This window comes from uncultured Ramlibacter sp. (assembly GCF_936925435.1).
In the GTDB taxonomy this organism is placed as follows: Bacteria; Pseudomonadota; Gammaproteobacteria; order Burkholderiales; family Burkholderiaceae_C; genus Ramlibacter.
The window spans coordinates 143,083-166,062 of sequence record NZ_CAKZHQ010000048.1; the positions used below are offsets into that span (position 1 = coordinate 143,083).

The 22,980-nt window shown below is 68.0% G+C and carries 23 protein-coding genes and 1 other RNA gene; 12 read left to right on the plus strand and 12 right to left on the minus strand.

What is annotated here, in order from left to right; translation table 11 throughout:
• Positions 1 to 16: 16 nt before the first annotated feature.
• The 6 genes from Q0632_RS19315 to Q0632_RS19340 form a co-directional block, all read right to left on the minus strand.
• Positions 17 to 766, minus strand: coding sequence for an ABC transporter permease (locus Q0632_RS19315; protein ID WP_298933229.1), 750 nt, complete (start codon positions 764 to 766; stop codon positions 17 to 19).
• 5 nt (positions 767 to 771) lie between these two features.
• A complete protein-coding gene (locus tag Q0632_RS19320) occupies positions 772 to 1,596 on the minus strand; it encodes an ABC transporter ATP-binding protein (RefSeq protein ID WP_298933231.1) in 825 nt (274 codons plus the stop codon).
• A gap of 12 nt (positions 1,597 to 1,608) precedes the next feature.
• Positions 1,609 to 2,607, minus strand: a complete 999-nt coding sequence (locus tag Q0632_RS19325) for an ABC transporter substrate-binding protein (protein WP_298933233.1) — start codon at positions 2,605 to 2,607, stop codon at positions 1,609 to 1,611.
• 8 nt (positions 2,608 to 2,615) lie between these two features.
• A complete protein-coding gene (locus Q0632_RS19330; protein ID WP_298933235.1) occupies positions 2,616 to 3,455 on the minus strand; it encodes an alpha/beta fold hydrolase in 840 nt (279 codons plus the stop codon).
• Positions 3,448 to 4,449, minus strand: coding sequence for a 2-oxoglutarate and iron-dependent oxygenase domain-containing protein (locus Q0632_RS19335; RefSeq protein ID WP_298933237.1), 1,002 nt, complete (start codon positions 4,447 to 4,449; stop codon positions 3,448 to 3,450). Before Q0632_RS19335 ends, Q0632_RS19330 begins: the two co-directional genes overlap by 8 nt.
• Before the next feature lie 120 nt (positions 4,450 to 4,569).
• Positions 4,570 to 5,505 carry a LysR family transcriptional regulator gene (locus tag Q0632_RS19340; RefSeq protein ID WP_298933239.1) on the minus strand — a complete coding sequence of 312 codons (936 nt, stop codon included), beginning with the start codon at positions 5,503 to 5,505 and terminating at the stop codon, positions 4,570 to 4,572.
• Between the two features lie 156 nt (positions 5,506 to 5,661).
• On the opposite strand from Q0632_RS19340, the gene Q0632_RS19345 reads away from it, so the two are divergent.
• From Q0632_RS19345 to htpX, 11 genes are all read left to right on the plus strand, one after another.
• Complete coding sequence (locus Q0632_RS19345; protein WP_298933241.1) at positions 5,662 to 6,039, plus strand: hypothetical protein; 378 nt, start codon at positions 5,662 to 5,664, stop codon at positions 6,037 to 6,039.
• A gap of 34 nt (positions 6,040 to 6,073) precedes the next feature.
• The gene (locus Q0632_RS19350) at positions 6,074 to 7,006 is read left to right on the plus strand and encodes a LysR family transcriptional regulator (protein WP_298933243.1); all 933 of its coding nucleotides are present in this window, start codon (positions 6,074 to 6,076) and stop codon (positions 7,004 to 7,006) included.
• A gap of 109 nt (positions 7,007 to 7,115) precedes the next feature.
• Entirely contained in the window at positions 7,116 to 8,525 is a 1,410-nt protein-coding gene (locus Q0632_RS19355) for an aspartate ammonia-lyase (RefSeq protein ID WP_298933245.1), read from the plus strand.
• A gap of 137 nt (positions 8,526 to 8,662) precedes the next feature.
• Complete coding sequence (locus Q0632_RS19360) at positions 8,663 to 9,547, plus strand: amino acid ABC transporter substrate-binding protein (protein ID WP_298933247.1); 885 nt, start codon at positions 8,663 to 8,665, stop codon at positions 9,545 to 9,547.
• Positions 9,548 to 9,622: 75 nt separating this feature from the next.
• Positions 9,623 to 10,378, plus strand: coding sequence for an amino acid ABC transporter permease (locus Q0632_RS19365; protein WP_298933249.1), 756 nt, complete (start codon positions 9,623 to 9,625; stop codon positions 10,376 to 10,378).
• A gap of 1 nt (position 10,379) precedes the next feature.
• Positions 10,380 to 11,042, plus strand: a complete 663-nt coding sequence (locus tag Q0632_RS19370; RefSeq protein ID WP_298933251.1) for an amino acid ABC transporter permease — start codon at positions 10,380 to 10,382, stop codon at positions 11,040 to 11,042.
• Between the two features lie 18 nt (positions 11,043 to 11,060).
• Positions 11,061 to 11,798 (plus strand): amino acid ABC transporter ATP-binding protein, encoded by a 738-nt coding sequence (locus Q0632_RS19375; RefSeq protein WP_298933253.1) that lies wholly within the window; start codon positions 11,061 to 11,063, stop codon positions 11,796 to 11,798.
• Between the two features lie 109 nt (positions 11,799 to 11,907).
• Positions 11,908 to 12,939 (plus strand): dihydroorotase, encoded by a 1,032-nt coding sequence (gene pyrC / locus Q0632_RS19380; RefSeq protein ID WP_298933255.1) that lies wholly within the window; start codon positions 11,908 to 11,910, stop codon positions 12,937 to 12,939.
• Positions 12,939 to 13,703 (plus strand): NYN domain-containing protein, encoded by a 765-nt coding sequence (locus Q0632_RS19385; protein ID WP_298933257.1) that lies wholly within the window; start codon positions 12,939 to 12,941, stop codon positions 13,701 to 13,703. Before pyrC ends, Q0632_RS19385 begins: the two co-directional genes overlap by 1 nt.
• Positions 13,679 to 14,440 (plus strand): DUF3025 domain-containing protein, encoded by a 762-nt coding sequence (locus Q0632_RS19390; RefSeq protein WP_298933259.1) that lies wholly within the window; start codon positions 13,679 to 13,681, stop codon positions 14,438 to 14,440. The genes Q0632_RS19385 and Q0632_RS19390 overlap by 25 nt, the downstream gene beginning before the upstream one ends.
• A gap of 95 nt (positions 14,441 to 14,535) precedes the next feature.
• A complete protein-coding gene (gene htpX / locus Q0632_RS19395; protein WP_298933261.1) occupies positions 14,536 to 15,408 on the plus strand; it encodes a protease HtpX in 873 nt (290 codons plus the stop codon).
• A 75-nt stretch (positions 15,409 to 15,483) separates the two neighbouring features.
• Here the strand turns inward: htpX and Q0632_RS19400 are convergent, their stop codons facing one another.
• On the minus strand, positions 15,484 to 16,137 hold the full coding sequence (locus Q0632_RS19400) for a ProQ/FINO family protein (RefSeq protein WP_298933263.1): 654 nt from the start codon (positions 16,135 to 16,137) through the stop codon (positions 15,484 to 15,486).
• Between the two features lie 4 nt (positions 16,138 to 16,141).
• Positions 16,142 to 17,812 carry an NAD(P)/FAD-dependent oxidoreductase gene (locus tag Q0632_RS19405; protein WP_298933265.1) on the minus strand — a complete coding sequence of 557 codons (1,671 nt, stop codon included), beginning with the start codon at positions 17,810 to 17,812 and terminating at the stop codon, positions 16,142 to 16,144.
• 56 nt (positions 17,813 to 17,868) lie between these two features.
• Between Q0632_RS19405 and rnpB the strand changes: the two genes are divergently transcribed.
• An RNA gene (gene rnpB / locus Q0632_RS19410) (RNase P RNA component class A) lies at positions 17,869 to 18,220 on the plus strand.
• Between the two features lie 5 nt (positions 18,221 to 18,225).
• Here rnpB and Q0632_RS19415 read toward each other — a convergent pair.
• The 4 genes from Q0632_RS19415 to Q0632_RS19430 are packed head-to-tail and all read right to left on the minus strand — an operon-like array spanning position 18,226 to position 22,972.
• Positions 18,226 to 19,338, minus strand: coding sequence for a M48 family metallopeptidase (locus Q0632_RS19415; RefSeq protein WP_298933267.1), 1,113 nt, complete (start codon positions 19,336 to 19,338; stop codon positions 18,226 to 18,228).
• Positions 19,328 to 20,563, minus strand: a complete 1,236-nt coding sequence (locus Q0632_RS19420; protein WP_298933268.1) for a YjgN family protein — start codon at positions 20,561 to 20,563, stop codon at positions 19,328 to 19,330. The genes Q0632_RS19415 and Q0632_RS19420 overlap by 11 nt, the downstream gene beginning before the upstream one ends.
• A gap of 52 nt (positions 20,564 to 20,615) precedes the next feature.
• A complete protein-coding gene (locus Q0632_RS19425) occupies positions 20,616 to 21,341 on the minus strand; it encodes an RNA pseudouridine synthase (RefSeq protein WP_298933271.1) in 726 nt (241 codons plus the stop codon).
• Positions 21,338 to 22,972 (minus strand): MBL fold metallo-hydrolase, encoded by a 1,635-nt coding sequence (locus Q0632_RS19430; RefSeq protein WP_298933274.1) that lies wholly within the window; start codon positions 22,970 to 22,972, stop codon positions 21,338 to 21,340. The genes Q0632_RS19425 and Q0632_RS19430 overlap by 4 nt, the downstream gene beginning before the upstream one ends.
• Between the last annotated feature and the right edge of the window lie 8 nt (positions 22,973 to 22,980).

Sequence of the window (22,980 nt, forward strand, 5' to 3'; positions counted from 1 at the left end):
TCGATCAGTTCGGCGACTAGAGGCTCCACGGGAACAGGCGGCGATGCAGCCACACGATCAAACCATACAGCAGCAGGCTGCTGCACACCAGGATGGCGAGCGAGGCAAAGGCCAGCGGCACTTTGAAGGATGATGTGGCAAACAGGATGAGGTAGCCAAGCCCTTTCTCGGCCGCGACGAATTCGGCCACCACGGCACCGATCACGGCCAGCGTGATCGAGACCTTGAGCGCCGCAAAGATGTAAGGCACGGCATAGGGCAGCCGGATCTGCGTGTATTCCCGCGAGCGCGGCGCGCGCAGGGAGCGCGACAGCTCGATCAGTTCCGCCGGCACGGCCGCCAGGCCGGTGGCCGTGGAGATCACCATGGGGAAAAAGGCGATCAGCGTGGTGATCACCACGCGCGGCAGGTTGCCTGCGCCCAGCGCGACCACGATGATGGGCGCGATGGCAACGATGGGCGTCGACTGCACGACCACCAGCCAGGGCATGACCGTGCGCGCCAGCAGCGGCGAACTGGTCAGGGCGACCGCCAGCGGCAGCGCGATGGCAATGGCGGCGAGGTAGCCGATCACCGCGACCTGCAGCGTGGCCGCCAGGTGCTCGCCCCAGCGCACCAGGCCCATGTCGGCCGCGGCCGTGGCGATGAGGCTGGGCGCGGGCAGCACGAACACCGGGATGGCCAGGGTGCGGCAGGCCAGCTCCCACAGCGCCAGCACGGCGATGAAGCTGGCCAGCGAGGCGTGGCGGTTCAGAAACTGGGGCATCGTGCTCACTCGGGTTTGCGCGTGAAGACCTTCACGCGGATGTCGTTCGCCAGATGCGTGAAGACGGGGTCGGACAAGGTGGCCAGGTTGCGCGGCCGCGCCAGCGGTACGTCGATGATCTCGGCGATGCGGCCGGGGCGGGCGCTCATCACCACGATCCGGTCCGACAGCAGCAGGGCCTCCTGGATCGAGTGGGTGACGAAGACCACCGTCTTGGGCCGCTCGCTCCAGATGCGCAGCAACTCGAAGCTCATCTCGTCGCGCGTGAGCGCGTCGAGTGCGGAAAAGGGCTCGTCCATCAGCAGGATGTCGGGGTCGTGCAGCAGGGCGCGCGCAATCGCCACGCGCTGCTGCATGCCGCCCGACAGCTCGCCGATGCGCTTGTGCGCGAAATCCCGCAGGCCCACGGTTTCCAGCAGGGCCTGCGCCCGGGCCTGGTCGCGCGCGTCGATGCGGCCGTACTTGTGCAGCATCGGAAAGGTGATGTTGCCCAGCACGTCAAGCCAGGGCAGCAGGGTGGGCTTCTGGAAGGCGAAGCCGATCTCGTCGCGCGGCTCGGTCACCGGCATGCCGAAGATGGACACCGAACCCGCCGAGGGCTTGAGCAGGCCGCCGACCAGGCGCAGCAAGGTGGACTTGCCGCAACCGGAAGGGCCGATGAGCGAGACGAACTCGTGGCGCCGCAGGCTCAGGTTGACGTCCTGCAAGGCCTCGATCCGGCTGCCGTCGCTGGAGGCGAAGACCTGCCCGACGCCCTTGAACTCGATCACGGGTGCCGGATCGGCGGCTTCCGGGGCCGGCGCCTGCGGGGCCGTTAGCGTGGTGTTCACCGGCATTTGTCCTTACCTGGCCACGAAACTGCGATCGACCAGCTTCTCCGGGTCGACCTTGGTGGATGCGTAGTTCATGGACTTGGCGACCCAGGTCCAGGTGGTGGCCAGCAGCTTGGGCTCGAAGGCGCCCATGCCGTCGCGCTTGGAGATCTCGTTCTGCAGCAGCGGCACGGAGGAGCGGAACTCGGCGGCCACGACCGCCACGTCGGCTTCAGGCACCGAGGCCTTCAGGCCGGCAGCCGCCTTGTCGGGGTTCTCGATCGCGAATTGCAGGGACTTGCGCAGCGCCTTGATGTAGCGCTTGAGCACATCGGGCCGCTCCTTGATGATCTTGTCGCTGGCCATGGCCGACCAGCCGTAGCCGTCCAGGCCGTAGGACGACCAGGGCACGACCACCAGTTCCTTGCCGGCCTGCTTGAGCACGGCCTGGAAGGCCGGTGCAACGGTGGCCCAGTTGATCGTCGCATCCACACCGCCTTGGGCCAGCATGGGCGCCAGGGTGCTGGGGTCGACCTTGAGCAGCTTGATCTTCGAGGGGTCGATGCCGTTGCTCTCCAGGATGACGGGCCACAAGGCGTTCGAGGAGGAGAAGGTCGAGGTTGCCACCGTCTTGCCGACGGCGTCCTTCAGGCTGGTGATGCCGCTGCCCTTGGTGGTGAACAGCGCATCGGGCTGCTTGGAGTACAGCGACATGACGGCCTTGACCGGCACGCCGCTTTCCGCCGCCGCCATCATCAGCGCGGAGATGCCGCCGAAGCCCACGTCGGCCGCGCCGGTCGCGATCTTGGTGATGGCGTCGGACGAACCGCGTCCAGGAAGAATGGTGACTTCCAGCCCTTCGGCGGCGAAGAAGCCCTCCTTGAGGCCGGCGTAGACAAAGCTCTTGTCGCCGCCAGGCAGCCAGTCGAGTTGCACGGTGAGCTTGTCGGCGGCGTGCGCGCCAGCACCCAGCAGGGCGCTGCCGGCCATGAACAGGGAGGCGACGAGAGGGCGAAGGCGTTGGATCATGAAGGTCCTCAGGAGGTCAAGGTGGATGGGAACGAAAGGGATGCGGCGTCTTCGCCGGCGGAATGCGAATCGAGCAGGGCGTCGAGATGGGGCAGCAACAGCGCGGTCAGCAGCGCGGGCTGCGCGAGCTGCGGCACATGGCCGCAGTCCATGGAAACGCAGGCGGCGCCAGGGCTCAGCTGCTGCATGCGGCGTTGCAGCGGCAGCAGCACGGAGCGGTCGTCGCGGCATTCGACATAGACGCGCGGCACGCGGCCGAAGTGCTGCGCGCTCAGCTGGTTGCGCATGGCCCGGCCGCTTTCTGGCTGGGGCCGCAGCAAGGCGGCGGCGTGGGCGGCAGCGGCCGGCTCGCAGTCGTGAAGAAAGCAGCGCAGAGCGCCCTCGGGGCGCACCGTGGTCGTGTCCTGCGCGGCGTCGTGCACCAGCCAGGGCGTGATGCCAGCCAGGTCCGCTTCCGGCGCACCGGCTTGCACATCGGCGACCAGGTCGATGAAGCTCATCCCAGTGGGCAGCATCATTCCCGCGAGATAGACCAGGCCGGCAACGCGATCCGGAAGCGCTTGCGCCACCTGCGATGCGGTGATGCCGCCACCGCTGTGGCCAAGGACGATGACGGGCGCGGCGATGCGCTCGACCAGAGCGGCCACATGCGCCGTGTAGCTTGCCAGCGAAGCCTCCTGCCTGCCCTGCGGCGGCCAGCCGTTGCCCGGCAGGTCCACCGCATGCGGCTGCCATCCACTGGCCCGCAGCAAGGGCAGCCAGGCGGCGAAAGCCCAGGCCCCCTGCCATGCGCCGTGGATCAGCACGATGTGCCTTGCCTTGCCCTTTTCACCCATCTTCTCAGCCATAGGTGCGCCTGTAGCACTCGCGCAGATGGGCTTCGACGGTGACCGGCTGGAAGCGTGGCGACTCGCCGGCCGCCAGGCAGGTGGGCAGGCATTCCACCCGGTGCGCCGGATTGCCGGTGAAGAAATACGGCACGGAATGGCGTTCGCGGCCCGAGGCGTTGATCACGCGGTGCAGGGTCGACTGGTAGCGGCCGTTGGTCCAGCGCGCGAACAGGTCGCCGATGTTGACGACGTAGGTTCCGGGCACGGGCGGGGCGTCGATCCAGCGCTGCTGCTGGGCGTCGCGCACCTGGAGGCCCCCGGTTTCGTCCTGCAGCAGCAGTGTGATGCCGCCGAAGTCCGTGTGCTCGCCGCAGCCCTTCTCGCCGGGCGAGGGATTGGGCGGTTGCGGCGGGTAGTGCAGCAGCCGCAGAGTGGCTGCCGCATCCTGGAGGTAGCCCTCGAAATGCTCCGGCGGCAGCGACAGCGAGACAGCCAGCGCCCGCACCAGCAGCGTGCCCAGCGCGTGCGCCTCGGCGAAATAGGCGCTCATCACCTCGTGGAAACCCGGCAAGCCCGCCGGCCATTGGTTCGGCCCTGTGTTGAAGCGGCCCGCGAGCACGCGCGCATCGTCCGCGGCCACTTCCTCGCCAATGTAGAAGCTTTCTTTCAGGTCCGGCGGCGCCCCGGCCTCCAGGGTCTGGGCGCGCAGCGGCTCATAGCCGCGGTTGCAGGGCGAATGCGTCTTGTCCACCCGCAGCTTGGCCGACATGGGCTCGTCGAAAAAGGCCTCGGTGAAGTGGAAGACCTGCTCGATCAGCGCTGGCGGCACGCCGTGGTTGCACACATAGAAGAAGCCCTGCTGCTCGCAGGCCGAGCGCAGCGCGGCCCCCACCTCCTGCCAGTGCGCAGGATCCTCACTTTCGCGCAGGGCGCGGATATCGATCAGCGGAATCCCCAGCTGGCGTGCCGCGGCCGGCGTGGATGGCGCTGTCGTGGAGATGCCGCTGTTCATGGTCTGCGTCGTCGTCGAGTGCTTGATGGGGACCCAGTCTAGGGACCGCAACGCGCTCGCGATAGCAGAGAGTTTGGCTCGGGGTGATGCCGAAACGGCAGCAGCACCCCGGCCGGCGCTTCAGGTGGCGCTGGCGGGTTCCTCGGCCTCGCGCCGCTCGATTTCCTCGGCGACGACCTGGATGAAGGCATCGACGGCTGGGGGCAAGGTGCGGCCGGCCCGGACGTAGACGCCCAGTTCCGTGGTGAGCCGGATCTGCGCCTTCAGCGGCACATGGACCAGGTGGCCCTCGGCAATCTCGCGTTCCAGGCCGAGCCGGGACTGGAACGCGATGCCCACGCCGCGCCCCACCATGCTCTTGGCCAGTTCCACCGAAGCGGTTTCCAGGAACACGGTGAGCGCGCGCTTGTGGTGCGCCAGCAGCGGCTTGAGCACCGAATGGATCGACAACTGGGGCGCGGGCAGAATCAGCGGATAGCGGGCGCAGTCGGCAAAGCTCACTTGCGGCTGTTGTGCCAGGGGGTGGTCCGCACGGACGACCGCGCCCAGTCCGAAGCGGCCGACCGCGCACTGGCGCAGCGCCTCGTTGCGCTCGATCGCAAAGCCGATGGCCACATCGGCGTCGCCGCCGGCTACGGCAGCTGCCGTCTGGGCCGAACCGGCGGAGCTGACCTGGATCCGGATCATCGGGTAGCGCGTCACCATGCGCTCCAGGCAGGTCGGTAACAAATCCGCATTGAGGCCTTCGACCGACACCACGCTGATCGATCCGCGGCGAATGCCGCGCAGCATGTCCAGCTCGCTGGCCATGCGCTTCTCGTCCTGGAGGACGGTGATCACGTGCAAGGAAAAAACCTCGCCGGCCGGCGTGAGCTTCAGGCCGGTGGACATACGCTCGAAAAGCGGCGAACCGATTTCGACCTCGAGTTGCAGCAATTGGCGGTTGACTGCCGACGAGGCGACGTGAAGCCTGCGCGCGGCCTCACGGATGGAGCCGCAGCGGCGGATCATGTCGAAGTAGGCGAGCGAGCGGGCGTGGATGTTCAGCGTGGCCATGGGGCGGGTTCGGCCCGTGTACCGGGCCAGATTGCTTGCTTGGCGATAGTTTGACCTACCCGCGGGCGCCTACAGGCGAGCGCCGCCGGATCAGTGGGACAGGACGCCAGCGGCCTGCGCGAGAATGGCGGCCATTTCTCTTCCTGACCCCGTCCCATGCCCGTCTTCTGTGTCCGTCTCGCCGCCCTCTTTGCCTTTGCCTATGCCCTGCTGGTGCTGGGCGGGCCCTTGCTCGATGCCGGTTTGGGCGGCCGCTCTCTCAGCCTGCGCGTGAGCCTGACGCAGCCGCTGACCTGGCTGCTGGTGGCCTTCGGCCTGGTCATTGGCTGGGGCCTGTGGCAGCGTTTCGCCTGGGCCTGGTGGCTCGGCGTGGCAGCCGCCCTGGTGCAGCTGGTGCGCCTGGGGCTGGCACTGGCTTCGCATTTCAACTGGGCCCGGCTGACGGCGCCCAGCATGCTGGTGCAGCTGGGCCTGTTGCTCGGCCTGCTGGTGCTGCTGCTGCCGGCCCGCTCGCGCGCCGCCTGCAAGCGCTGAAGGCCGGGCCGGCCAGCCTCCGCAATAATCGGCCATGGAAACCAAATGGCTGGAAGATTTCGTGAGCCTGGCGGAAACCCGCAGCTTCAGCCGCTCCGCCCAGCTGCGCCACGTGACGCAGCCGGCCTTCTCGCGGCGCATCCAGGCGCTGGAAGCCTGGGCCGGCACCGACCTGGTCGACCGCAGTTCCTACCCCACCCGCCTGACGCCGGCCGGCGAGACGCTGCACGCGCAGTCGCTGGAGATGCTGCAGGCGCTGCAAAGCACGCGGGCCATGCTGCGTGGCCACTCGGCCGCCGCGCAGGACGTGATCGAGTTCGCCGTGCCCCACACCCTGGCCTTCACCTTCTTCCCGGCCTGGGTCTCCAGCCTGCGCGAGAAGTTCGGCCCGATCAAGAGCCGGCTGATCGCGCTCAACGTCCACGATGCCGTGCTGCGCCTGGTGGAAGGGGGTTGCGACATCTTCATCGGCTACCACCACGCATCCCAGCCGCTGCAGCTCGATGGCGACCGCTACGAGATGGTCACGCTGGGCCAGGAGGTGCTGGCGCCGTACTGCAAGAGCGACGCCCAGGGCGAGCCGCTGTTCAAGCTGCCCGGCCGCGCCGGCCAGCCGCTGCCCTACCTGGGTTACGCGCCGGGTGCCTACCTGGGCCGCGTGACCGACCTGATCCTCAAGCAGTCGGGCACGGCCATCCACCTGGACCGGGTCTATGAAACCGACATGGCCGAGGGCCTGAAGGTGATGGCGCTGGAAGGCCACGGCATCGCCTTCCTGCCGCACAGCGCGGTCAAGAAGGAGTTGCGCGGACGCAAGCTGGTCGCTGCCACACCTGCTGGCATGGGCAGCCTGGAGATGACCATGGACGTGCGCGCCTACCGGGAAAAGCCGCTGGGCAAGGAGGCGCCCAAGGGCGCGGCCCAGGCGCTGTGGGCCTATCTGACCGCCTCGGGCGATGCCGCCTAGGGCGTGGCACGCGCTATAAATTTTTTGCATAACGCACCGCGCAAACAGCATTGGCGCTAGGCTGCGGTCAACCCTACAGTTCGCGCCATTGCAAAAACAGACCCTTCCAATGCCCACCCCATTTCGCGTCGAGCACGATTTCCTTGGTGAAAAGCAGATTCCCGGTCATGCCTACTGGGGTGTGCACACGGCCCGCGCGGTGGAGAACTTCCCGATCTCGGGCACGGCGATCTCGGCCATGCCAGACCTGATCCGGGCCTTCGGCTTCGTCAAGAAGGCGGCGGCGCGCGCCAATGTCGACCTCGATGCACTGGACCCCAAGCTGGCCCAGGCCATCATGGCGGCCTGTGACCAGCTGGTGGCAGGCGAGCACCACGGCGAGTTCGTGGTCGACGTCATCCAGGGCGGCGCCGGCACCTCGACCAACATGAACGCCAACGAGGTGATCGCCAACCTGGCTCTGGAGCAGCTGGGCTTCGAGAAGGGCCGCTACGACCTGCTCCATCCCAACGACCACGTCAACGCCTCGCAAAGCACCAACGACGTCTATCCCACGGCGGTGCGGCTGGCCCTGTGGCTGGGCATCGACGGCCTGCTGGAATCCATGGCCATCCTGCGCCGCGGCTTCGAGGCCAAGGCCGACGAGTTCAAGGCTGTGCTCAAGATCGGCCGCACCCAGTTGCAGGACGCCGTGCCCATGACGCTGGGCCAGGAGTTTTCCACCTACGCCGTGATGATCGAGGAGGACGAGGCCCGCCTGCGCGAGGCCCGCGCCCTGATCCAGGAGGTGAATCTGGGCGCGACGGCGATCGGCACCGGCATCAACGCGCCCTATGGCTATGCCGACCTGGCCTGCAAGTTCCTGGCCGAAGAAAGCGGCATCCCGGTCGTCAAGGCCAAGAACCTGGTGGAAGCCACCCAGGACACCGGCGCCTTCGTCCAGCTCTCGGGCGTGCTCAAGCGGGTTGCGACCAAGCTGTCCAAGACCTGCAATGACCTGCGCCTGCTGTCCAGCGGCCCGCAGGCGGGCTTTGGCGACATCAAGCTGCCACCGCGCCAGGCCGGCTCGTCCATCATGCCGGGCAAGGTCAACCCGGTGATCCCGGAGGTGATGAACCAGGTCGCTTTCGAGGTGATCGGCAACGACATCACCGTGACGATGGCCTCGGAGGCCGGCCAGCTGCAACTCAACGCCTTCGAGCCCATCATGGGCTGGAGCCTGTTCAAGAGCATCACCCACCTGTCCAGCGCCTGCCGGACCCTGCAGACCAATTGCGTGGCCGGCATCGAGGCCAACCACGCCCTGCTGGCGCGCCGGGTGCGCGAATCGGTCACCCTGGTCACGGCCCTGAACCCCATCATCGGCTACGAAAAGGCCGCCCTGATCGCCAAGACGGCGATTGCCACCGGCGCCCCGATCGACGAGGTGGCGCAGTCGCTGGGCATCCTGACGCGTGAGCAGATCGACGCCCTGCTGGTGCCGGAAAAGCTGACGGAGCCCTTGCGCCGCGAGAGCTGACCCACGAGCGGGCACGAAGCCTGCTTATCATGCCCCCTGTTTGGGCACGAGAGGGGATTCAGGGTAATCCCGTCGGCCCGAGTCCTTAGAATTTCGTTTTCTGAACACCTATTAACGCTTCACCAGGAGATATTTGCATGAAGAAACATCTGTTTGCGATCGCCATTGCGTCGCTGGCCACGAGCGCCGCATTCGCCCAGGCGAACGACACCATTGCCAAGGCCAAGGCCGCCGGCAAGGTGGTGATGGGCGTGCGCGAGTCGTCGGCCCCGCTGTCCTACACCCTGGGCGACGGCCGCTACACCGGCTACCACGTCGAGCTGTGCCAGCGCATCCTGAAGGCTGTGCTGCCCGGCGTGCAGATCGACTACACCCCGGTCACGTCGGCCAACCGCATCCCCCTGGTGCAAAACGGCACGGTGGACATCGAGTGCGGCTCGACCACCAACAACGCCACCCGCCAGAAGGACGTCTCCTTCGCGCTGACGACCTACGTCACCGAAGTGCGCACCGCCATCAAGACCTCGTCCAAGATCAAGTCGGTTGCCGACCTCAAGGGCAAGACCATCGCCACCACCACCGGCACCACCTCGGTGGCGCTGCTGCGCAAGAACAAGCGCGCCCAGGGCATCGAGTTCAAGGAGGTCTACGGCAAGGACCACGCCGACAGCTTCCTGCTGCTCGAATCCGGCCGCGCCGACGCCTTCGTCATGGACGACAACATCCTGGCCGGCCTGATCGCCTCGTCCAAGTCGCCCAAGGACTACGCCATCGTCGGCGAGACGCTCAACGTCGAGCCCATCGCCATCATGGTCCGCAAGGATGACCCGACCTTCAAGAAGGCCGTGGACGACTACATCCGCGGCGCCATGAAGGCCGGCGAGCTGAACCTGCTGTACACCAAGTGGTTCATCCAGCCGATCCCGCCGAAGAACACCAGCGTCAACCTGCCCATGGGCAAGATCCTGGCCGGCCTGGTCAAGACCCCGGCCGACCTGCCGGCTGAGGAATACAACAAGTAAATTCAGGTACGCTGCCCGTTCCCGCCCGCTGCGCCGAGTGCAGCGGGCGTTTTGCTAGCAGAAGGAAGAAAAAAAATGGCCATGGAATGGAACGTGTACTGCCTGGACACGATCGACAAGGAGCCCCAGCCGGGATGCTTCGGCAAGGGTGACGTCCAGACCTACCTGGACTGGCTGTTCCAGGCCTGGGGCCAGACCCTGATGGTGGCCGGCCTGTCGCTGGTCCTGGCCCTGATCGTCGGCTCGCTGGTGGGCACGGCGCGCACGCTGCCCAACAGCCCTGTCCTGGTTCGCCTGGCCAACGCCTGGGTCGAGTTTTTCCGCAACATCCCGCTGCTGGTCCAGATCTTCCTCTGGTACCACGTGGTGCCCGTGGTGTTTCCCCTGTTCGCCGAAACGCCCAAGCTGCTGCTGGTGGTCGTGGGCCTGGGCCTGTTCACCTCGGCGCGCATCGCCGAGCAGGTGCGCGCCGGCGTCCAGGCCCTGCCGCGCGGCCAGCGCTATGCCGCCATGGCCGTGGGTTTCACAACCTTCCAGACCTACCGCTATGTGCTGCTGCCCATGGCGTTTCGCATCATCGTGCCGCCGCTGACCAGTGAGAGCATGAACATCTTCAAGAACTCGTCGGTGGCGTTCGCTGTGTCCGTCACCGAACTGACCTTCTTTGCCCAGCAAGCCGGTGAGGAAACCTCGCGCGGCATCGAGATCTACATGGGCGTGACGCTGCTCTACATCATTTCGGCCCTGGTGATCAACCGCATCATGGCCTTCGTCGAGAAGCGCGTGCGCGTGCCCGGCTTCGTGGCGAGCACCGGCGGGGGAGGCCACTGACATGCTGGACTTCTCCTTCTTCACCTGGGACGTCTTCCAGGGCTACATCCTCAAGGGCCTGTACTTCTCGCTGGCCCTGACGGCGGTTGCCACGCTCGGCGGCATCTTCTTCGGCACGATCCTGGCGCTGATGCGCCTGTCGGGCAAGAAGTACCTGGACATGCCGGCGGCCATCTACGTCAACGGCATGCGCTCCATCCCGCTGCTGATGGTGCTGCTGTGGTTCTTCCTGCTGGTGCCGCTGCTGATCGGCCGGCCCATCGGCGCGGAGCTGTCGGCGGTGGTCACCTTCATCGCCTTCGAGGCGGCCTACTTCAGCGAGATCATGCGCGCGGGCATCCAGTCGATCCCGCGCGGCCAGGTCCACGCCGGTCAGGCGCTGGGCATGAGCTACGGCCAGAACATGAAGCTGGTGATCCTGCCGCAGGCCTTTCGCAACATGCTGCCCATCCTGCTGACGCAGACCATCATCCTGTTCCAGGACACCTCGCTGGTCTACATCATCACGGCGCACGACATGCTGCACGGCTTTTCCACTGCCGGCGCCAACCTGAGCCAGCCGCGCGAGGCCTACATCCTGGCCGCGGTGTTTTATTTCGTCATCTGCTTCGGCCTGTCATGGCTGGTCAAGAAGCTGCAGGCGAAGATCGCCATCATCCGATAAGCACGGAGTCACCTAGTCATGATTGAAATCAAGAACGTTTCCAAGTGGTACGGCCCCGTGCAGGTGCTCAGTGACTGCTCCGTCAACATCAACAAGGGCGATGTGGTGGTGGTCTGCGGTCCCTCGGGTTCGGGCAAGTCCACCCTGATCAAGACCGTCAACGGCCTGGAGCCGATCCAGAAGGGCGAGATCTACGTCAACGGCACCGGCCTGCACGACCCCAAAACCAACCTGCCGCAGCTGCGCGCCAAGGTCGGCATGGTGTTCCAGCATTTCGAGCTGTTCCCGCACTTGTCGGTGACCGAGAACCTGACCATCGCCCAGATCAAGGTGCTGGGCCGCAGCGCCGACGAGGCCAAGGCGCGCGGCCTGAAGATGCTCGACCGCGTCGGCCTGATGGCCCACAAGGACAAGTTCCCCGGCCAGCTCTCGGGCGGCCAGCAGCAGCGCGTGGCCATTGCCCGCGCCCTGTCGATGGACCCCATCGTCATGCTGTTCGACGAGCCGACCTCGGCGCTGGACCCCGAGATGGTGGGCGAGGTGCTGGACGTGATGGTCACGCTGGCCAAGGAAGGCATGACCATGATGGTGGTCACGCACGAGATGGGCTTCGCCCGCAAGGTCGCCAACCGCGTGATCTTCATCGACGTTGGCGGCAGGATTCTCGAGGACTGCGAAAAGGAAGAGTTCTTCGGCCACCCCGAGAACCGCCAGGCCCGCACCAAGGACTTCCTGGGCAAGATCCTGGCGCATTAAGACGCCCCCGAAGCGCCTGCGGCGCCTCCCCCCACTGAGGGGCGCAAGCAGCGGGCCGGCAAAGCCGGATCCGCGCTTGCCCTGGAAGGATGCAGCGACAATCACGCGCATGACCTCCGAAATCACGATCACCCGTCCCGACGACTGGCACCTGCACGTGCGCGACGGCGAGGCGCTCAAGACCACGGTGCCGCACGCCGCGGCGCAATTTGGCCGCGCCATCATCATGCCCAACCTCAAGCCGCCGGTGACCAGCGCGGCCCAGGCCCTGGCCTACCGTGAGCGCATCCAGGCTGCCGTGCCGGCCGGGGCGCGCTTCGAGCCGCTGATGACCCTGTACCTGACCGACCGTCTGGCGCCCGAGGAGATCGTGCGGGCCAAGGCGGCTGGCGTGGTGGCGCTCAAGCTCTACCCGGCCGGCGCCACCACCAACAGCGATGCCGGCGTCACCGACATCCGCAAGACCTATCCCACGCTGGAAGCGATGCAGCGCGAGGGCCTGGCCCTGCTGGTCCACGGCGAGGTCACCTCGCCCGAGGTCGACCTGTTCGACCGCGAGGCGGTGTTCATCGAGCAGCAGCTGATTCCACTGCGCAAGGACTTCCCCGGCCTGAAGATCGTGATGGAGCACATCACGACCAGGGAGGCAGCGCAGTACGTCGCCGGCGCCGGCGCCACCACGGCCGCCACCATCACCGCCCACCATCTGCTGTACAACCGCAACGCCATCTTCACCGGCGGCATCCGGCCGCACTACTACTGCCTGCCGGTGCTCAAGCGCGAGACCCACCGCCAGGCCCTGCTGCAGGCGGCCACCAGCGGCAGCGACAGGTTCTTCCTGGGCACCGACAGCGCGCCCCACGCCGCCCACCTCAAGGAGCACGCCCTGGGCTGCGCCGGCTGCTACACGGCGCACGCCGCGATCGAGCTGTACGCACAGGCGTTCGACAGCGCCGGCGCGATGGACAAACTCGAAGGCTTTGCCAGCTTCCACGGCCCCGACTTCCACGGCCTGCCGCGCAACCAGGACAGCATCACGCTGCGCCGCGAGGCCTGGACCGTGCCCGAGAGCTATGCCTACGGCGAGGCGCAGCTCAAGCCGCTGGGCGGCGGCGAGCCGCTGGCCTGGAGGAAACTGTGATGGCCAAGGTCGCCCTGCTGATCGACGCCGACAACCTGTCCTCCGCCAGCGACATGGAGGAGGCATTCCGCCAGCTCGCAGCCATGGGACTGACGGTGAGCGTGCGGCGCGCCTACGGCGGGCTGGACAAGCTGGCCGGCATCAAGGATGTGCTGCGGGCTTTCGCCGTGCGTTCCTTCATCAACCAGGGCAAGGGCACGACCGACGTGGCCCTGGTGGTCGACGCGATGGACCTGCTGTACAACGATTCGCTGGCACCGACCGTGGCCATCGCCTCCAGCGATGCCGACTTCGCGCCATTGGCCTTGCGGCTGCGCGAGGCCGGCCTGCGGGTGCTGTGCTTTGCCCGCCGCGAAAAGTCCGACGCCGAGGCTCTGGCCCTGTGCTACGACGAGGTGTTGTACGTGGACGTTGCGCCGCGGCGGGCCGCGCCGAGGCGGGCCGAGGCGCCTGCCCCAGTTACTGCGCCCGCTCCCGCGTCCGTCAAGGCCACGCCGGCAGCCAGACGCGCGCCGGCGCGCAAGGCGGCAGCGCCCGCCGCACCCGCCAACGCCGCAGCCGAGGCCATCTTGCTGACCGTGCCTGCGCTGCGCACCGGCAAGCCGGTGGCGATGAACGACGTGGTCAAGAAGCTACGCGACGAGGGTGTGCTGAGCAAGAGTGGCCGCCTGGCCACGCTGCTGGCCAAATCGGGCGACGACTTCCGGCTGTTGCCGCACGACGCGCCCAAGCACGTGCAGTGGACGGGCCGCCGGACGTCCTGAGCCGCGGCGGCGTCGACTGGTCGCGGCCCTGGTTCGCGCCCTGGCAGGGGCCGGGTGGGCCAGTGCTCGAGCGTGTGGCGGCGGGCCAGGGCCTGCACGACGCCCTCAACGCCGCTGACGGCGCGCCGCTGCGCTTCGTGCCGCAAGCCGCGCTGCCGGCCGCAACGCCCTATGAGCGCTATATTTTTGAGAGCAACTCCTGTCCGGTGCGCGGGGGCTGGCACGACTTTTTCAATGGAATCTGCTGGCTGGGCCTGCCCCAGGCCAAGCTGCAAATGAACCGGCTGCAAGCGGCGCAGATCGCCGTTGCGGGCGAGGGCGCGCCGCGTGGGCCGGTGCGTGACGCCATCACCGTGTTCGACGAGAACGGCGCACTGCTCGATGCGCCGCCGCCCTTGTGGGAGGCCTTGCGTGCGCGCGACTGGCGGCGCCTGTTCGTCACATTGCGGCCGCTGTGGCATGAGGCGCGCTTGCTGGTGACAGGCCACGCGCTGCTGGAAAAATTACTGGCGCCGCGCAAGGCCCTGACGGCCCATGTCTGGAACGCGCAATGCCCCCTGGACCGCATGGAGATTGCCGATGCCTGGCTGGCTGGCGAACTGACGCCGCAGGCCCTGGCGGCCAAGCCCTTCATGCCGCTGCCGGTGCTGGGCCTGCCGCGATGGTGGCCGCAGAACCAGAACTTTTCCTTCTATGATGACTCCCTTGTATTCCGCTCACGCAGGCCGCCGAAGTAACGACAACAACATGGCGCGCGCGCAAACCCCTTGATTTCCACCGGCTCAGCCATATCTGCGCGCGGAGTGGCCCTGATTCACTCTACGGAGACCCAATGAAACGCATTCTTCTGTTCGTCGTGACCAACCTGGCCGTGGTGCTGGTGCTGGGCGTTGTTGCCAGCCTGCTGGGCGTCAACCGCTTCCTCACCGCCAATGGCCTGAACCTCACGGCCCTGCTTGGCTTTGCCCTCATCATGGGTTTCGGCGGCGCCATCATCTCGCTGCTGATCTCCAAGCCGGTGGCCAAGTGGAGCGCTGGCGTGAAGGTCATCGACGGCAGCGGCTCGGCCGACGAAGCCTGGATCGTCGAGACGGTGCGCCGCTTCGCCGACAAGGCCGGCATCGGCATGCCCGAGGTCGGCATCTTCGAGGGCGAGCCCAATGCCTTCGCCACCGGCGCCTTCAAGAACAGCTCCCTGGTGGCCGTGTCCACCGGCCTGCTGCAAGGCATGACGCGCGAGGAGGTCGAGGCCGTGATCGGCCACGAGGTGGCCCACATCGCCAACGGCGACATGGTCACCATGACCTTGATCCAGGGCGTGATGAACACCTTCGTCGTGTTCCTGTCGCGGGTGGTCGGTTACGCGGTCGACAGCTTCCTGTCCAAGGGCGAGAACCGCTCGGGCCCGGGCATCGGCTACTACGTCACGACCATCGTGCTGGACATCCTGCTGGGCTTCCTGGCCGCCATCATCGTGGCCTGGTTCTCGCGTCAGCGCGAGTTCCGCGCCGACGCCGGCGCGGCCAGCCTGATGGGCCGCCGCCAGCCCATGGTCAATGCCCTGGCCCGCCTGGGCGGCATGGTGCCGGGCGAGCTGCCCAAGAGCATCCAGGCTTTCGGCATCACCTCGGGCGTGGGCAAGCTGTTCTCCACCCACCCGCCGATCGAGGAGCGCATCGCCCGCCTGCAGGGCGCGCCGGCTTAAAGCGCCTGCAGCCAACAAAAAAGCCGCCCGTGGGCGGCTTTTTCCATGGGGCGCGGCCTGCCGGCCGGCGCCGGCTCAGTCGGCCAGCGTGCGCTGGACCTCGGCCACATCCATGCCGTACATCTCGGCGAAGGCTTCGACGCTCTGGCCGCTGGCCTGGAAGGCGCGCTGCAGTGCCTCGCGCTTGGCGGCGCGCTGTGCCAGCACAGCCAGGGCCTCGTCCAGCAAGGCGTTATTGGCCTCGTCCTGGCCGCGCACGCGCAGTGCGTACTCTTCGCGGCCCAGGCCGCTGTTGTCGACTGCCGCCACGATGCGGGCAATCGCCTGCGCCTGCGCATCCGGCGCCGCACGGCCCTGGCGCCGCTTGAAGACCTCCAGGATGGCGTGGTGCACATGCTCGGGTGACACCGGTTCGACCGGCTCGCCTTGCAGGTCATGCCGCTGCAGGCCGCTGGCCACGGCCTCAAGGTAGCGGGTCGAGCGCGCGTGCAGGCCCAGCGCCACCTTCAGGTCTTCCTTCTTGAAGGCCTCGGGATGGGCGGCCAGCAGGTCCTGGTAGGCCCCCAGCTTGAGCGGCAGGAAGCGCGCGCCGAACATCTTGGGGTAGAGCGCGAACAGCTGCTCCAGCACGGGATGGACCTTGCGCGTGCGCTGCGCGGCCTGGGGCGCTGCGCGCCGGCCTCTGGAGGGTGCGGCTTGGGCGGGAGTGGGGGTGGCGGTATCGGTCATCGGGTCAGGTGTTCAGGGAAGAGGGATTGTGGCCCACCAGGCTGCGGGCGACGGCTTCGCCCACGCGGATGCCGTCGACGCCGGCCGACAGGATGCCGCCGGCGTAGCTGGCGCCTTCGCCGGCCGGGTACAGGCCGCGCACGTTCAGGCTCTGGTAGTCCTCGCCGCGGTTGATTTTCACCGGCGAGGAGGTGCGGGTTTCGACGCCGGTCAGCACGGCGTCATGGCGGTCGAAGCCCTTGATCTTGCGGCCGAAGGCCGGCAAGGCCTCGCGCAGGGCTTCGATGGCATAGGAGGGCAGCGCGGCATGCAGGTCACCCAGCTGCACGCCGGGCTTGTACGAGGGCTCGACCTCGCCCAGCTGGGTGGAAGGCTTGCCGGCGATGAAGTCACCCACCAACTGGCCCGGCGCCTCATAGTTGCCGCCGCCCAGCACAAAGGCATGGGATTCCAGCTGGCGCTGCAGTTCGACGCCGGCCAGCGGGCTGCCGGCACCAGCCTCCCAGCCGGGGAAGTCGCTGGGATTGATGCCCACCACCATGCCGGCATTGGCATTGCGTTCGTTGCGCGAGTACTGGCTCATGCCGTTGGTGACGACGCGGCCCGGCTCGGAGGTGGCGGCCACCACGGTGCCGCCCGGGCACATGCAGAAGCTGTAGACCGAGCGGCCGTTGCCGGCGTGGTGCACCAGCTTGTAGTCGGCCGCCCCCAGCAGCGGGTGGCCGGCATGGCGGCCCCAGCGGGCCCGGTCGATCAGGCCCTGCGGGTGCTCGACGCGAAAGCCGATGGAAAAGGGCTTGGCTTCCAGGTGGACGCCGCGCTCGTGCAGCACGGCGAAGGTGTCGCGCGAGCTGTGGCCCAGCGCCAGCACCACGTGGTCGGCGCGCAGTTCGCTGGAGGCACCGCTGGCCTGGTCCAGCACCGTCAGGCCACGCAGATGGCCGTCCTCGATCCTGAAATCGGTGACGCGCTGGCCAAAGCGCACCTCGCCGCCCAGGGCGATGATCTCCTCGCGCATGGTCTCGACCACCTTGACCAGCTTGAAGGTGCCGATGTGCGGATGGGCGGCGTAGAGGATTTCTTCGGGCGCGCCGGCCTTGACGAATTCGGCCATGACCTTGCGGCCCAGGTGGCGCGGGTCCTTGATCTGGCTGTAGAGCTTGCCGTCGGAGAAGGTGCCGGCGCCGCCCTCGCCGAACTGCACGTTGCTTTCGGGGTCGAGGACGTTCTTGCGCCACAGTCCCCAGGTGTCCTTGGTGCGCTCGCGCACCTGCTTGCCGCGCTCGAGCACGATGGGCCTGAGGCCCATCTGGGCCAGCACCAGGGCGGCGAAGATGCCGCAGGGGCCGAAGCCGATGACCACCGGCCGCACGGCCGGCGCTTCACGGACGGTGACAGGCGGGTGCCAGTCCATGTCGGGCGTGGCGATGACATGGGAGTTGGTCGCGAACCTGGCCAGCACGCCGGCTTCCTGCGCCGGGTCGGCCAGGGTCACGTCGACGATGAAGACCGCCAGCAGGTCGGCCTTGCGGGCGTCGAAGCTGCGCTTGAAGACCTGCACGTCGGCGATGGGGCCCGCGGCCTGGCCAAGGATGCCGGCGACGGCAGCGTGCAGGAAGGGGGTGGGTTGCTCCGCCTGGGCCAGCGTGAGCTTGATTTCGGATACGCGGATCATGGGTTCAACGGCTTGTGTTGATCAAGCAGATCGAAGGTCACCGATAATACCCTTGTGAAGTCCGCCAGACCGCCGCTGGTGCCATATGGGAAACCTGGCACTGGAGGAATGTCCGGACTGCAAAGGGCAGCGTAGGAGGTAACACCTCTCCACCGTGAGGTGAGGATCAGAGCAACAGAGACGAGTCGCAACGGGCAACCGTTGCGGGTGAAACGGGCAATCTCTACGCGCAGCAATACCAAATAGGCCAACACGGGAGCAGGGCGACCTGTTCCTAACCCGTGGTCCGCGGGTCGTTGGCGGGTAGGTAGCACCGAGCCGGTGGGGTGACCCCCGGCCCAGATGAATGGCGGTCACGCTGCGGGCAACCGCAGTGCACAGAATCCGGCTTACCGGCGGACTTCACACTTTTTTCAGCAGCCCTGCGCCTTGCCCTGGCGCAGCTGCAAGGCGCGCTGCGCGGTCTGCGGATGGCTGGCCAGCAGGCCTTCGAGCAGGCCTGTCTGGCCAGCTTTGCCGGCGCCGCGGCCGGCTTCCAGCGCCAGCAGCAGGTCGGCCATCGGCGCCACCGGCTGGCCCGTGCTGCGCATCAACGCCACGGCGAAGCAGTCGGCCTCGGTCTCGTGGCCGCGCCGGTAGGCCAGGCCGGTCAGCAGCGAGCTGCCGATGGACAGCACGCTGGAGACATCGCCCAGCGCCAGACCCAGTCCCACATTGAGCACGCCCTGTTCGACGAGCAGTCGCGTCGTGTGCCTGTGCACCACGTGGCCGATCTCATGGGCCAGCACGCCGGCCAGCGCCTCGTCACCCAGGCCGGCCTTGGCCGCCGCTGCGACCAGGCCATCGGTCATGACGATGGCACCGCCGGGCAGGGCGAAGGCATTGGCGCCCAGGCCCGAGCGGAAGGCCAGGCTCAGCTGGGGCGAATAGCCGGGGTAGCGCTGCAGGCCGGGCCCGACCTGGCCGGCCAGGGCGCTGAAACGCTGGCGCAGTTCGGCCTGGCGCGCCGGCGCCAGCTTGCTTGGTTGGAGCATGGCCTGGTCCATGTCGCTCAGCGCCCGCTGCGACAGGCTGGTCTCCCAGGCCAGCGGCACCTGCCGCGTCAGCTCGGTGGCGGCCCAGGGCGTGGCCCAGCGGTAGAAGGCCCACAGGGCGAGGGCGGCGACGGCCAGCACCGCCAGCAGGACAGTCCAGCGGGTCTGCATGCGCTGGGCCAGCGAGGGGCGGGCGCCGGCGGCGGCGAAGGCCGCCTGCCATTGCGCCACATCGTCGATCTCCAGGCTGCCTTGCACGCCCAGGTCGACCACCAGGGTGCGCGGCGCGCGCTGCGCGCTCCATGTGTCGGGCCAGGCCAGCTGCCGGCCGGAAAAGACCAGGGGCGGGGCCTCGGGCTGCGCCAGGCGCTGCAGGCGCAGGCTGGGGCCCTGCGGCCCGGCCTGCAGGCTGGCCAGCACGGCCTGCGGCTGGCTGCTGCGCCCGTCGAACCAGCGGCCGCGCAGCGGCGTGTCACCGGTTTCAGCCGACAAGGCCCAGGCCCACGGCGTCGGCCACGGCATCACCAAAGCCGCCTTGCTGCTCGACCAGCTGGCCGGCCAGTTGGTCGACACCACCCTTGACGTGCAGCGTGACCGACTCGACCTTCATGCGGTATTCGCTGACCATGGCGAAGGGCCGGTAAAAGCCCAGGGTCAGCAGGCTCAGCACCATGTTCTTCACGCGCAGCCACACATAGGCGCCGGCGCGCAGGTCGCAGCGAAAGCGCGCGATGTGGCTGACGCCCACGTTGTTCCAGACCAGCTGGTGCATGCGCGCCTCGCGGTAGGCGCGGGCCGGTGCGGACACGAAAAACAGGCCGAGGACGGCGCCGACCACCGCAGCCGCGATGGCCAGCATGGCCGCCAGTCCCTTGCCGCGCATCCCATCGAGCAGGGACAGCGAGCCGCCGACGGCCAGGCCCACCAGAGCGCCCACCAGCAGCACGCCGGCCAGGAAGACGCCCAGGGTCGCCAGCCAGATGCGCAGGAAATCGCTGTAGACCGGCTTCCAGCGCCCATGGTGGCTGCCGACGCGGGCGCGCAGGACCAGCAGGCTCTTGTAGTTGAACTCCAGGCGGATGACGCACAGCAGGCTGGCCACCAGGGCCGCCAGCGGCAGCAGCAAGGCCCAGGGGGCGAGGGGCTTGGGCAGCGCGCCCAGGCTAGCCGCCACCGCCATCCAGGCCAGGGCCATGGCAAAGACCGGCCAGCTGGCCTTGTAGACCTCGCCCCAGCCGGCGTTGAACTGCAGGCGCACGCCGCGCCAGCGCGTCGAGGCCAGGCGGAAGCGCATGGCGCTGGCCCACAGATAGGGCGCCAGCACGGCGCCGGCCAGCAGCAGCAGCGAGACGGCGGCGTCCTGGCCGGTGTCGGCCGCCAGCTTGAAGGTGGCGTAGACCAGCACCATCAGCAGAAAGCCCAGCACCATGCCGCGCTTGTGCGCGGTGAACTCCAGCGGGCTGTCCGCCACCAGGGTGTGGCTGTAGAAGTACTGCGCGGTGCGGCGGCGCGCGAACGGCGTGTAAAAGCCCAATGTCACCACGGTGAGCAGGACATTGACGATCCAGACGCGGACGAACTCGCCGCCGCGGCCGGAGAACTCCAGCCCATAGGGGTCGATGCTGTGTCCAGGGTGTTCGCTGGTGTTGACCCGGTGCGCGGACTGGCCGGGTTGCCGGCTCGCAGTGCGCAGCGCTGTGCTGTCTGACTCCGTCATCTGGTGCTGTCCCTCTCTGCGCGATCCAGTGTAGCAGTGGCTTTTGGCACGGCTAGAAGCGCTCGCCGGGCAGCAGGTAGCGCCACTGGCCGGGCACCAGCTGCGCCATCGGCACGCGGCCGATGCGGATGCGCTTGAGCGCCTTCAGGCGCAGGCCGACCTGCTCGACCATCCACGGCGCCAGCCAGGGCGGCACGCCCTTGAGCGCCAGGCGCAGCCGGGTCTCGTTCTGCCAGCTGACCTTGAGCGGCGGCAGCGGCTGGCCTTCGAAGACCAGGCCGCGGGCCAGCCGCGCCAGGCCGTTGTCGGCGATGGTGCCGCTGACTTCGGCGATCAGCTCCTGCTCGAGGGTGCGCTCGTCTTCATGGAGCTTGCGCACGATGCGGTGGTCCTGGCTGAACACCGCCAGGCCGCTGGCCGGCGCCGGCAGGGGCAGAAGGGCCTCCAGGTGGCTGAAGTGCTTTTTGACCGTGCGGATGCCGCTGTTGTCCTGGTCCGAGCGGTTGGCCGGCACCAGCAGGCGCAGCGCCTGGGCATCCGATGCGCCGGCGGGCTTGTGCAGCAGCAGGGTGACCGGCGCCATGGCCAGCAGGCTGGCGGACGGATCGACCGTCACCTGCTGCAGTAGCTTGACCCGGAACTGCGGCTCCTCGACCACCGTGCCATCAACCCGCACCCAGCCGCCTTCGATGTACTGCTCGGCCTCGCGCCGCGAACAGCCCGCCAGCGCCATGACCTGCTTGGACAGCCGCAGGCCTTCTTCGGTGGCGGGGCTCATGGATTGCCTTGCAAGGCTTGCAGCCGCTGCACATGGGCCAGCAGCGAGCGCTGGGCCATAGTCCACATGCGCGGCGGCACGTCGTCGTAGGCCAGCTCGACCCAGTCCTGCATGCTGCCCTGGGGCCGCGCCTGCATGGCGGCCAGCACCTTGGCCTCGCGCTTGAGGCGGTGCGCCTTGAGGTGGGCGATGGCCTGCGACGCGAAGCCCAGCACATGGCCGTGCGCGGGCAGGATGAATTCGATGGCGTGTTCGACGCAGGCCGCGGCCAGCGTGTCCAGCGAAGCCAGGTAGTCCGTCATGTCGCCGTCGGGCGGGTCGACCACCGTGGTGCTGCCGTTGAGGATGTGATCGCCGGAGAACAGCAGGCCGTCTTCCAGCAGCACCAGGCACAGGTGGTTGGCGGCATGGCCCGGCGTGTGAATCACCATCAAACTGTGCTCCAGCCCCCGTCCCAACAGCGCGAGATGCTCTCTATTTGATAGCGTCCGATCGGGTGTGAACGCGCTGGCCGGGCGTGCCGTCGGCAGCGAGGCCAGGCCCAGGATGGGCGGCTTGCCCGCGCACAGCAGCTGCAGCGGACGCGCGCCGGGCGAGTGGTCCGCATGCGAATGGGTGCACACGATCATGCGGATGTCGCCGTTGGTGGCGCGCCAGAGCCGTTGCACGTGCTCGGGGTCGTTGGGCCCGGGGTCGATCACCAGGTAGCCGGTGGCCGGGTCGCCGACGATGTAGCTGTTGGTGCCCGGCCCGGTCATCACGCCGGGGTTGGGCGCCGTCAGGCGCATCACGTTTTTGAGCAGGGCCACAGGCTGGTCGCTGCGCCAGTCCAGGTGGTGCAGCAGCTGGCCATCGGGACAGACCATGGCCAGCTCGCCATAGGCCATCTCATGCTCCATGTAGCGTTCTTCCGCGCCGCCAACGAAGCCGGCGCGCGGGCAACTGGTCCACAGCGGCTGCTCGCCGGCGCAGGCCGCCAGCACCTGGTCCACAGTGGTGAATTTTTCCAGCCGCTCCAGGGTACGGATGGTCGGGAAGATCATGAAGAAGCTGCCGGCCTTGTGGCGCTCCAGCGCGTCGGTCGGCCGCACCCACACCGGCTCGAACTGCTCGGCCTCATCGGCCACCGGCTGCTGGCCGTCGGGCATGCGGGCCACCAGGAAGGGCACGTCGAAGCGGCGCGGCAGGTCGCGGTCGGTGAGCCAGTGCGCCAGCACGAAGACCTGGTCGGCCGCCAGCGTCAGGCCGCGCGCGCTGCACTGCGCGGCGAAGGGCTGGTGCCGGTCGATGGCGGCGATGTCGGCTGCATCGGCGCTGCGGCCATCGGCATGGCGGGCCAGCAGAACGCCCAGCTCCTCGAAGCTTTCGCGGATGGCGGCGATGGCCTGCGTCAGGTGCAGTTCGCTCTGGCCGGGGCGCCGGGCGGCGATGCCATGGGCTTGGCTGTCGGCCGCATCGATGCCCCCGCCGGGAAAGACATAGGCACCGGGCGCGAAGCTGGCCGTGGCCGAGCGCCGCGTCATCAGCAGCTCCAGGCCTTGCGGGCTGTCGCGCAGCAGCAGGACGGTGGCGGCAGGGCGTGGCACGGCCGCTTCGCGTTGCGGATGGAGAAGTTGACTGGGACGGACCATGGTGCTGA